Genomic DNA, 12,183 nt, shown 5'->3' on the forward strand with positions numbered 1-12,183 from the left:
ATGAACCAGGACAAGACGGCGGCCGACGTGATCCTGAAGATCGTGGCGGAGGTCCTGCCGGAAGGGGCGGACCCGTCCCCCGACACCCCCCTGCGCGCGTACAGCCTGGGCTCACTCGCCGCCGTCCGGCTGCTGGCCGAGATCCGGTCCGCGCTCGGTGTCACCGTCTCCCTGGACACGCTCCGGGGCGGGACGACGGTCCGGCAACTCGCGGAGCTGGTCACCGGTTCCGCCGCCGGGCGAGCCCCCGCCGAGGGGCGCGGCGGCGGGAACGGCGCGGAGAGCGCGGAGGCGCCGGGCGCCGCCGCGGCGGAGGGCACGGAGACGGGGGACGCCGCCGCGCCCTTCCCGCTCACGCCGGTGCAGCAGGCCTACCTGGTCGGCCGCGATCCCGGGCTGGTCCCCGATCCGGCGGGGTGCCGGCTGTACCGGGAGCTCACCGTCCCCGGCCTCGACGCCGCCCGGATGGCCGATGCCTGGCGGTCCGTGGTCGCCCACCACGAGGCGCTGCGCCTCGCACCGGCCGGTGCCGGCGGGCAGCGCGTCCTGCCGGCCGACGACCCCGGAGCCGTCCCCGACGTCCCGCGGCACGACCTGCGCGACACCGGCCGCGCGGAGTTCGCCCTCCACCTGGTCCGGGTGCGCGAGCGCCTCACCTGCGGTGAACTCACCGACGACGCGCCGCCGCACGCCGTGGAGCTGTCACTGGGTCCCGACGGCGGCGTCGTCCATCTGCTGATCGACGGCGCCGTCACCGACGGGCACGGCCTCGCGGTCGTCCTGCGCCACTGGTGGGAGCGGTACGAGGACCCGGAGCACCCCCTGCCGGCTCCCGCCGTGCCGCTGCGCGACGCCGTGCTGGCCCTGCGGCGACGGCAGGGCACCGCCGCCCACGAGGAGGACCTGGCCTACTGGCGGGAGCGGCTGTCCGGGCTGCCGCCCGCCCCGGACGCCGCCCGCGTCCCGCAGCCCGTCGCTCCGCCGGGCGGACACCCCCGCCGGGCGCTGGACGACACCCTGACGCCCGACCAGTGGCAGGCGCTCAGGCGCCGCGCCACCGCCCTGGAGATCTCCCCTTCGGCCCTGGTCCTCACGGTCTTCACCGAGGTGGCCGGGCGCCACGGCTCCGCCGGCCCCTCCACCGTGGTGCTCACCACCGCGGACCGCGCCAGGCTGCCCCGGTCCGCCCAGGACCTGCCCGGCCCCTTCACCTCCACCGTCGTCTTCCCCGTCACGCCCGCGTTCGACCGCCCCTTCGACGAGGCGGCCCGGGAGGTGCACGACCGGCTCTGGCGCGATCTGGAGCACGGCGGCGTCTCCGGGGTGGAGGCGCTGCGGGCGCTGCGCGCCCCGGCCGGCGGCGGGTCCGCACCCGTCCTTCCCGTGGTCTTCACCAGCCTCCTCGACACCGCGCACGAGGCCCCGGGCGGCTTCGGCCGCGCCGTCTCCCACGCGGTCGGCCGCACCTCCGGAGTGGCCCTGGACCACCAGATGTGGGAGGCGGACGGCGGGTTGCGCTGCCACTGGGACGTCACCGACGCCCTGCTCGCGCCGGGCGCGGCCGAACGGCTCTTCGCGGAGTTCGGGAACCGGCTGCGGGAGCTCGCCGCCGGGGAGCCCGCGCCGGAGGAGGCCCGCCCGCTGAACCAGCTCCAGCAGGCGTACTTCGTCGCCCGCGTACAGGACACCCGGCCCGGCAACGGCTGCCAGGTGTACCACGCCTTCCAGGTCACCGGCCTCGACGCCGAACGCCTCGCCGAGCGTGCCGCGGACCGCTGGCACGCCATGACCGAGCGCTACGACGTGCTGCGGTCCTCCCTGGCCCCCGACGGCACCCTGAGCGTCCGCCGGCAGGCCGGTCCGCGCCGCCGGGTCCCCGTCCTGCGCCCGCCCGCCACGGAGGGTGCGGACTGGTTCGGGGAACTGCGGCACCGGCTGGCCGGCACCGCCTTCCCGCCGGGCCGCTGGCCGGCGGCCGAACTGCTGGTCACCCCGGACGGCCCGGACGCGGCGACGGTCCACGTGGTGCTCGACCTCGCCCTCGCCGACGGCCGCAGCCTGCATCTGCTGATCCGCGAACTCATGCGCGGATGCGCCACCGAGGAGGCGTGGCACCCCGCCCTGCCCGCCGGGGCGCCCACCCCCGAACCACCGTCCGAGGCCGCACGGGAGGCCGCCCGCGCCCACTGGCGCGACCGGCTGCGCGGGCTGCCGTCGGGCCCCGTACTGCGGACCGGCACCGAACGCCGCCGCACCCGCCGCTCCGGGACCCTCACCGGGTGGCAGGCGATCCGCGAGGACCTGGCCCGGCAGGGCCTCTCCCCCGACGCCGTGCTGGTCGCCGCGCTCACCGAGGCCCTGGCGACCGGCCTGCCGGACGAGGACTTCAGCGTCGCCGCGGTCCGCTGGCGGCCGGGCGACGAGGGGCGGCGTCCCGGCGAGCACACCGGACTCAGCTGGATACCCCACGGGCCCCGCACCCGGGCGCCCGCCGAACGCGCCGCGTCCTGCCACCGGCTGCTGGAGGCCGACACCCGGCACGGCGACGCCGTGGACGGCCTGGCGGAGCTGCGCCGCCAGGTGCTGCGCCGCCGCAGCGACGACGCCCGCGGCTACGGGTTCCCCGTGGTGCACACGGGGCTGCTGGAGCTGACCGAGCACCCGCCGCCACCCGCGGTGCGCGGTGGGCCCTGGCTCACGTACACCCCCGACGTCTCCCTGGACTCCATCTGCGTCGCGGAGGGGGACACCCTGCACTTCCACTGGGACGCGGTGGACGGCGACTTCCCCGCCGGAGTGCTGGACACCATGTTCGCGGTCTACCGGGAGCGGCTGACCGCGCTGCCGCCGGCCGGTTCCGGTGCGCCGGAGGGGGACGACGCAACGGTCGCCGCGCCCGGTTCGGCCGAACGCGAGCTGGTGCTCCACGGATGGAACGCCACCGCCACCGCCCTGCCCGACGAGCGCCCGGTGCACCGCCTCTTCGAGGACTGGGCGGCGCGCACCCCGGAGGCCGCCGCACTGCGCCACACCGGGGGCAGCCTCTCCTACCGCGCCCTGAACCGCCGGGCCAACGCGGTGGCCCGGCTGCTGCGTTCGGCCGGTGTCGCACCCGGCTCCCCGGTGGGGGTGCGCTACCGGCGCGGGCCCGCCATGGTCGCGGCCGTCCTGGGCGTCCTCAAGGCCGGTGGGGCGTACGTCCCGCTGGAGCACAGCCAGCCCCCGGCGCGGGCCGCCGCCATGCTGTCCGACGCCGGTGCCGAGGTGCTGCTGACGGACGAGGCGGGCGGCGCGGACCCCGGCGGACCCGGCGGCGGGGTCCGCGTCCTGGTGACCGCGGCGGGCGAGGCCGCCGGTGCCGACGCCGACCCGGAGCTGGACGCCGACCCGGACCCGGGCACCGGCCCGGACGACCTGGCCTACGTCATCTTCACCTCGGGCAGCACCGGACGCCCCAAGGGGGTGGCCGTCACCCACCGCCCGGTGCGCAACCTGCTCAACTGGGCATGGCGCACCTTCCGGTTCGGTCCCGGGGACACCGGCCTGATGGTCACCTCGCTCGGCTTCGACCTGTCCGTCTTCGACCTCTTCGGCCTGCTGGGCAGCGGGGCCTGCGTCCGTGTCGCGGACGAGTCGGAGCAGCGGGACCCCGCCCTGCTGCTGGACGTCCTGCTGCGCGAGCCGGTGACCTTCTGGAACTCCGCGCCCACCACGCTGGCACAGCTGCTGCCCCTGCTCCCCGGCCAGGCCGCCGGGCACCCGGGCACCGGGGACCTCCGGCTGGTCTTCCTCAGCGGCGACTACACCCCGCTGAACCTCCCCGGCGAGCTGCGGGCCGTCTTCCGCCGGGCCGACCTCATCAGCCTGGGCGGCGCGACCGAGGCCACCGTGTGGTCCAACTGGTTCCGGGTGCTGGAGGTGGATCCGGCCTGGCGCAGCATCCCCTACGGCCGCCCCATCGACAACGCCCGGTACTACGTCCTGGACGAGGAGCGCCGGCCGTGCCGGATCGGCGTCGCGGGAGAGCTCTACATCGGAGGGGACTGCCTGGCCCGGGAGTACCGGGGACGCCCCGAGCTGACCGCCGAACGGTTCGTGCCCGATCCGTACGCCGGGGCCGCGGACGCCCGTATGTACCGCACCGGCGACCGGGCCGTCCTCGGGCCGGACGGCGTGATCGAGTTCCTCGGCCGTGCCGACGACCAGGTGAAGATCCGGGGCTTCCGGGTGGAGCCCGGCGAGGTGGAGCACCGGCTGCGCAGCCATCCGGCGGTCCGCGACGTCAAGGTGCTGGCCCGTCCGGACCCTTCGGGGGACCGCACCCTGGTCGCCTATGTGCTGCCGGACGGCGACGCACCCACGGCTCGCGAGCTGCGGGCCTACGCCGCCGAGGCGCTGCCCGGCTACCTGGTGCCCAGTCATGTCCGCTGTCTGGACGCCTTCCCGGCCACCGCCAACGGCAAGCTGGACCGCGAGGCCCTGCCCTGGCCGCCGGAGGACGCGTGCGCGCAGCAGGAGCCCGGGGAGCCGGACGCGGCGGATGCGGTGGATGCGGTGGGCTCGGCGGATGCGGTGGACGAGCCGGACGCGACGGACGCGGCCGATGCGGCGGGCGGGCCGGAGGCGCCGGACGTCCCGGACCCGCGGACGGGCGGGGACGACCGGGCAGCGGCGCTCGCGCAGGAGATCGCCCGGTCCGCCGCGGAACTCATCGGCATCCCCGGCGTCGCGCCCGACGCCGACCTGTGGGACGCGGGCGCCACCTCCTTCACCATGGTGCGCGTCTCCCAGGCACTGCACCTCCGCCACGGTGTGCGCATCCCGGTGAGCACCCTGCTGGAGGCGCCCACCGCGGCCGGCATCGCCCGCTCGCTCGCGGCGCTCCTCGCCGACGCCCCCGCCTCCCCCGACGCCCCCGCCGCCACGGACGAGGAGCCGACGCGGGAGGCGGGCGAGGGCCGGGAGGCGCCGCAGGCGCCTGCCCCCGAACGGACCGCCGGGCAGCGGCCCGGCCGGGTCGACCCGCTGTCGGCCGCCGAGCGGGAGGCCTTCAAGGCCGCCCGCTGGAACCTGCGCGCACCCGGCCCGGACGAGAGGGAGGTGGCGCTCCCGCCCGCCGAGGTCCCCGTGGAGAGCTACACGGCGCGCACCAGCCGCCGGACGTACGCCCCCGGACCGCTCTCCGCCGACGCGCTGTCCGCGCTGCTCGCCCCGCTGCGGGTGCGCCACGCCGACGGGCGCGCCCGCCGCACCTACCCCTCGGCCGGGGACACCTATGCCGTCCAGACCTATCTGCACCTCAAGCCGGACGCGGTGACCTCGCTTCCCGGCGGGGTGTACTACTACGACCCGGAGCGGCACACGCTGCGGCTGGTGAATCCCGCCCCGGACATCGACCGGACAGTCCACTTCGTCACCAACCGGCCCGTGTTCGACGGCGCCTGCTTCGAGCTGTACCTGGTGGGCCAGACCCACGGCATCGAGCCGCTGTACGCGTCCGACGCCGAGCGCTATCTGCTGGTCGAGGCCGGGTATCTCGGCCAGTCCCTGATGGCCGGCCAGGAGCGGTCCGGCGTGGGCCTGTGCCCGATCGGCCAGGTGGCCTTCGACCGGGTCCGCAGCGCCCTGCGGCTCGACTCCGGGCACCGCTATCTGCACGCCTTCCTCGGCGGCGGGCTCACCGTGCCCGCGTCGTCGCGGGCCTCCGCCGACGCGTCCTCGGCCGCCGCCACCGTGCACGCCCCGGCGGCACCCGCTGCCGCGGCCTTCGAGGGGCCCTACGAGACGGCCGTCGTCGGCCTGGCCGGCCGCTACCCCGACGCGCCGGACCTGGACGGCTTCTGGCACCGCCTGCGCGGCGGCCACCGCGCGGTGCGGCCCGCGCCCGCCGGGCGGCTGCACCAGACGGGCAGGACGCCCGGCGGCTACCTGGACCTCGACGCCGTGGAGCCGCAGGCGCCGGTGGCCGCCGCCCTGGACCCCGCGCGGGGCCTCGGCCCCCGGCAGGCGGAGTCCCTGGACCCGCAGCTCCGGCTGCTGATGCACCTGGTGGGCGACTGCCTCCATGACGCCGGCCACACGCCGGGGAGCCTGCGGCGCACAGCCCCCCGCACCGGGGTCTTCGTGGCGGCCATGTGGCCGGACCACCAGCTCAACGGCGCGGACCGCTGGGAGCGCACCGGACAGGCCGAACTCTCCGGTATCGCCTCCGACCTCCCCAACCGCCTCTCCCACGCCCTCGGGCTGCGCGGGCCCAGCCTCGCCGTCAACACCTCCTGCTCCTCCTCGCTGACCGCGCTGCACCTGGCCCGGGAGTCGCTGCGCCGCGGTGAGTGCGAGGCGGCCGTGGTGGCGGCCGTCAACCTGGTGGCGCACCCGTACCACACCGCCCTGCTGGGCGGGCTCGGCCTCACGGCGCCCGACGGGGTGGCCGGGGCCTACGACGCGGTCGTCAGCGGCTGGTCCCCGGGCGAGGGGGGCGGCGCGCTGCTGCTGCGTCCGGCGGACGCGGCCCGGGCGGACGGCGTTCCCCTGCACGGCGTCATCGAGTCCACCTGGCTGGACTTCGCCGCGGGGGACCGCTTCGGCGCCCCGGACGTCGCCGCGCTGAGCGAGTCCCTCGCCCTGGCGGTCCGCCGGGCGGCGGTGGAGCCGGGGGACATCGGCTACGCGGAGTGCGCCGCCACCGGCGCGGCCCTCTCCGACGCGGCGGAACTCCAGGCCCTCCGCGAGGTCTTCGGCGACCGCGACGGCGGCCGGCCGCTGCCCGTGGGCACCCTCAAGCCGGCCATCGGCCATCTGGAGTCGGCCGCCGGTCTCGCGCAGCTGACCAAGGTCCTGCTGCAGATGCGGCACGGCACCCTCGCGCCCACCCTCCTCGCCGAACAGCGCAGCCCGCTGGTCGACTGGGACCGGCTGCCGCTGCGGGTCGTGTCCCGCGCCGAGCCGTGGCGGCCCCGGGACCCCCGGCTGCCCCTGCGTGCGCTGGTCAACGCGGTCGGCGCGACGGGCTCGCTGGCCCATGCCGTGCTCCGTGCCCCGGCGGCCGGCGAGCGGTCCTTCCCGGCCGCGGCAGCGGCCGGTGACGCCCGGGCGGTGCCCGTTGCGGCCCCGGCCGCTCCCCCGCCGTCCGCGCTGCCCTCACCGTCCGCGCTGCCCGCGACCGAGGCCGCCCCGGCCGCCGTGACCGCCGCCGCCCCGGACGCCGGGGGCGGGGCCGACGGCCCGGCGGAGCCGGTGGCCGCCGTCGAGCGGCGGCTGACCGAGCTCTATGCCGAGGTGAGCGGAGTGCCGCCGGCCGAGCTGGACCCGGCCGCCCCCCTGGAGCGCCACGGGCTGACCTCCTTCGTGGTGGCCCGGCTGACCGCCAGGCTGCGGGAGGAGTTCGCGACCGTGCCCGCCACCCTCTTCTTCGAGCACCGGGACCTCGCCTCCGCCGCCCGTGCCCTGGCCGCAGCCTCCGGCCCGCGGAGCCTGCCGTCCGCCTCCCCCTCCGCCGCCGCCGGGCGGCCTCCCGCCCCCCGCCCGGAGGGGATCGCCGTGATCGGTCTGGCGGGCCGCTATCCGGGCGCCGCCGATCTCGACGCCTTCTGGGACGTGCTGTCCCGGGGCCGGGACCAGATCCGGGCCCTGCCCGCGAACCGGCGCCGGGGCCGTCCGGGGGAGGACCTCATGTGGGGCGGATTCCTCGACGGGCACGACCTGTTCGACCCGCAGCTGTTCGGGATCGCCCCCCGCACCGCCGAGCTGATGGACCCGCAGGAACGTCTTTTCCTCGAAGTGCTCTGGGAGGTGCTGGAGGACGCGGGCTACCCCCGGGACCGGCTGCACCGTGTGCACGGCCACGCCGTCGGCGTCTATGTCGGCGCCATGCACAACGAGTACCCCTACCTCGGGGTGGAGGCCACGCTCGCCGGTTCCCCGCGGGCAACCGGGGCCACCCCCGGGGGCATCGCCAACCGGGCCTCGTGGTTCCTCGACGCACAGGGGCCCAGCCTCACCGTCGACACCATGTGCTCCGCCTCGCTGACCGCGCTGCACCTGGCCGTACGGGACCTGCGCGAGGGGCTGTGCGAGGTGGCCGTGGCCGGTGGCGTCAGCCTCTCGCTGCACCCCAACAAGTACGTGCAGCAGCGGGAGATGGGGATGACCTCCAGCGATCACCGCTGCCGCGGCTTCGGCGCGGACGGTGACGGCTTCATCCCGGGCGAAGGCGTCGGCGCGGTGCTGCTGAAGCCCCTGGACCGCGCCCTCGCCGACGGCGACCGGGTGCACGGCGTGATCCGGGGAACGGCGATCGGCCACGGCGGGCGGACCAACGGCTACACCGTTCCCGACCCGGCCGCCCAGGCCCGGGTCATCGGCGCGGCGCTGCGTGCGGCCGGCACGGCCCCCGGGAGCATCGGCTACGTCGAGGCGCACGGCACCGGCACCGCGCTCGGCGATCCGGTCGAGATCGCCGGTCTGCACACCGCCTACGGCGCCCTGCCGCCGGCCGGCGTGCCCATCGGCACCGTGAAGTCCCTGATCGGCCACCTGGAGGCGGCGGCCGGGATCGCCGGGCTGACCAAGGTGCTGCTCCAGTTCCGGCACGGACGGCTGGCCCCCACCCTGCACGCCGAGCGGCCGAACCCGGAGATCGACTGGGCGGCCGTGCCGTTCCGGATCCAGCGGGAGCCCGCCGACTGGCCGCGACCCGAGGGGGGCGCCCGCCGCGCCGGGCTGAGCTCCTTCGGCGCCGGCGGCTCCAACGCCCATCTGATCGTCGAGGAGCCCCCGGCCGCCTCGCCCGAGCGGGGCGACGGCACCGGAACCGGCTCGGCCGCCGGGGCGGGGGAGGGCCGCGGCACCGAGCTGGTGGTGCTCTCCGCCCGGACCGCCGGGGCCCTGACCGCCCTCGCCGGACGTCTGGCCGCGGCCCTGACGGAAACCGGTGACGGCCGCCGTCCCCCGGCCCTCCGCGACATCGCCCACACCCTGCGGACCGGTCGCGAGGAACTCCCCGAACGGGCCGCCCTCCTGGTCGAAACCGCCGACGAACTACGGACGCGGCTGCGGGACTTCGACGCCGACGACACGGACCCGCCCGCCGGGGTGCTGCGCGGCCGGGCGACGGCCGCGCCGCGCGCCGGGGAGCACCGGGACCCGCGGGGCGCCGACCTCGCGGAGATCGCCCGGACCTGGGTGCGCGGAACCGGCTGGGACTGGGCGCTGCTGCCGGGCGCCACGGCGGCCGCCCTCGTCCCGCTGCCGTCCTACCCGTTCGCCCGGCGCCGCTGCTGGCCGCCCGAACCGCCCCCGGCCGCGGCGGCCGCGGGTGCCGCGGGTGCGGTGCCCGCGCCGCCGGTCCCGGTCCCGCTGTACACGCGGACGTGGCGGGACCACGGGCCCGTGGGCGGGGCCGACACCCCGGCACCGGAGACCGGCGGCGGCCGGGTGCTGGTGCTGGCCACCGAGGCCACCTGGGCGCTGGCCCGGGAGACCGCCCGGGCACTGGGCCCGCTCGACGCCCAGGTGCTCGTCGAGTCCGGGCAGGGGGGCGGCGGCGATCTCGGCGCCGGGGTCCGGAGGTTCCACGACGCGGCGACACTGCTGGACTCCGCCGGGGACCTGACGCACTGCCGGGGCGTGATCGACCTCGCCGACCTCTGGCGCCCGGAAGAGGCGCCCGGCCCCTGGCGGGCCCGCACCGCCCTGATGCAGCGGCTGCCCCGCGCCGCCCGCGACGGCGGGACCCGGCGGCTGCGGCTGCTGCAGGTGACCTCGGGCCTCCAGGACCCGGCGGGCACCCGGCCGTCCTGGGCGGGCGCGCACCTGGCGGGCGTGCTGCGCGTGCTGCACGCCGAGCACCCCGCGCTGGTCCACGCCACCTCGCTGGACACCGATCTGCCCTCCGCCGGGCAGATCGCCGGGGAGTGGCGGCTGCCGGAGGCCCCGGCCGAGGTGTGCCACCGGAACGGGCGCAGGCTGCTGCCCGGCACCGTCCCGCTGCCCGGCGGGGCCCCGGACGCCGGGCCCTTCACCGCCGACCCCGAAGCCGCCTACCTGGTCACCGGGGGCACCGGCGCGCTCGGTGCCCTGGCCGCCCGTTTCCTGGTGGAACGGGGAGCCCGCCGCATCGCGCTGACCGGGCTGCGGGGACTCCCCGGCCGGGAGCGCTGGGACGACCCGGGCCTGCCCGCCGGGACCGCCCGCGCGGTGGAGGCCGTGCGGGAGCTGGAGCGTCGCGGTGCCACCGTGCTCACCCACGCCGGTCCGCTCTCCGACCGGCCCCGGCTCACGGCCTTCCTGGACCGGGTGCGCTCCCGGCTCGGCCCGCCGGCCGGGGTGATCCACTGCGCGGGGACGGGCTCCCGCGGTCCGGCACCCTTCACGGCGAAGGCGCTGGAGGACATCGCCGCCGTGCTGGAGCCGAAGGCCGAGGGCCTGCGGGCCCTCGCCGAGCTCACCGCGGCGGACCGGCCGTCGTTCTTCGTCGTCTTCTCGTCCGTCTCCTCGGCCCTGCCCCAACTGGCGGCCGGAGTAGGCGACTACGCGGTGGCCAACGGCTGCGCGGACGCCTACGCCCGGTACCGGCGGAGGCTGGGCGACGCCGGGTTCCGCGCGGTGCAGTGGCCGGTGTGGAGGGACGGTCCCGCTCCCGCCGAGGCCGCCGGGGCCGCCGCCCGCGCGGGGCTCGGCACCCTCACGAGCGACGACGCCCTGGCCGTGCTGGAGCGCCTGCTGGAGCCCGGTGGGGCACCGGTGGTGCTGGTCGCCCCGCCCGGCGGCGGCAGCGGCGCCGACCGTGGCGCCGACACCGGCGCCACGGGCGGCATCGACCGCGACGGGGGCGCGGGCGTGCCGTCCGCCGACGCGACGCCCGCGGCCGTCGCTCCCGGCCCGGTGCCCGGCGCGGTGCCCGGCGCGGTGCCCTTCGCGGTGCCCTTCGCGGAGGGCCCGGAGGTGCCCGGCTGGCTCGCCGGGCTCCTCGAGGACGTGGCCGGCATCCCGGCCGGGGAGCTGGACCCCGAGCGCTCCTTCACGGAACTGGGGGTGGAGTCCGTGATGCTGGCCGAGCTGGTCACCCGCGTCGAGGCCCACACCGGACGGCCGCTCCAGCCCGCGGCCGTCCTGGACCACCCCACGCCCCGCGCCCTCGCCCGCCATCTGGCGCCCGCCCGAAGCGCGCCGCCGGAACCGGTGGAGGCCCGTGCCCCGGAACCGGTGGAGGCCCGTGCCCCGGAACCGGCGGAGGCACGCGCCCCGGAGGAGACGCCGGTCCCTCCCGCCCCGCCGCGCCCGGGCACCGCACCGGACGGCCCGGCGCTCGCGCCGGAAGCGGCCTTCGCCGGGCACTCCGCGCAGATCGCCGTCATCGGCATGGCCTGCCGCTTCCCCGGCGCACCGGACCTGGACGGCTTCTGGGAGCTGCTCACGGCGGGCCGGCACGCCATCCGCGAGATCCCGCCGGACCGCTGGGACACCGCCGCCCACTACCGCCCCGGCGGGACCGCCGCAGGCGGTGGCAGCGTGAGCAGGTGGGGCGGCTTCCTCGACGGGCTGGAGGAGTTCGACCCCGGCTTCTTCGGCATGACCGACGAGGCGGCCCGCACCACCGACCCCGCCGTCCGGCTCTTCCTGGAAGGCTCCGCGGCCGCGCTGCGGAGCGCCGGATACCGCGACGAGGACGTCGCCGGGCGGGCGGTCGGCATCTTCGCCGGGGCGCGCATGTCCGGCTACCGGCACCGCGCCGGGCCGCCCGGCAGCGTGGCCGGGCTCGGCGGCGACCAGAACTTCATCGCCGCGATGTCCGCCCACCACTTCGACCTGCGCGGCCCCGCCCTCGTGGTGGACAGCGCCTGCTCCTCCGCGCTGCTCGCGGTGCAGTCGGCCTGCCGCAGCCTGCTCGCCGGGGAGTCCGAGCTGGCGCTCGCCGGCGGTGTCGAGGTGCTGCTCGACGAGGAGCCCTACCTGGAGTTCAGCGCGGCCCGCGCGCTCTCCCCCTCCGGCCGGTGCCGGACCTTCGACGAACGCGCCGACGGGTTCGTCCCCGGCGAGGGCTGCGGCGTCCTGCTGCTCAAGCCCCTGGACGCGGCGCTCCGCGACGGGGACCGGATCACCGCGGTCATCGACGCGGTGGCCGCCAACAACGACGGCCGCACCATGGGGCTGACCACCCCCAGCCCCGCCTCCCAGGCGGCG

At 77.8% G+C, this 12,183-nt stretch carries 1 protein-coding gene (cut by a window edge); it reads left to right on the top strand.

All coding sequences use genetic code 11. The features are described from left to right. A protein-coding gene (locus ACGF15_RS13830) for an amino acid adenylation domain-containing protein (RefSeq protein ID WP_392798739.1) crosses the window boundary here: on the top strand, positions 1-12,183 show its 5' portion. The gene runs 621 nt beyond the window's last position; only the first 12,183 of its 12,804 coding nucleotides appear in the window; the start codon lies at positions 1-3; its stop codon lies off the right edge, out of view.

This window comes from Streptomyces sp. NPDC048001 (assembly GCF_043203115.1).
In the GTDB taxonomy this organism is placed as follows: Bacteria; Actinomycetota; Actinomycetes; order Streptomycetales; family Streptomycetaceae; genus Streptomyces; species Streptomyces sanyensis.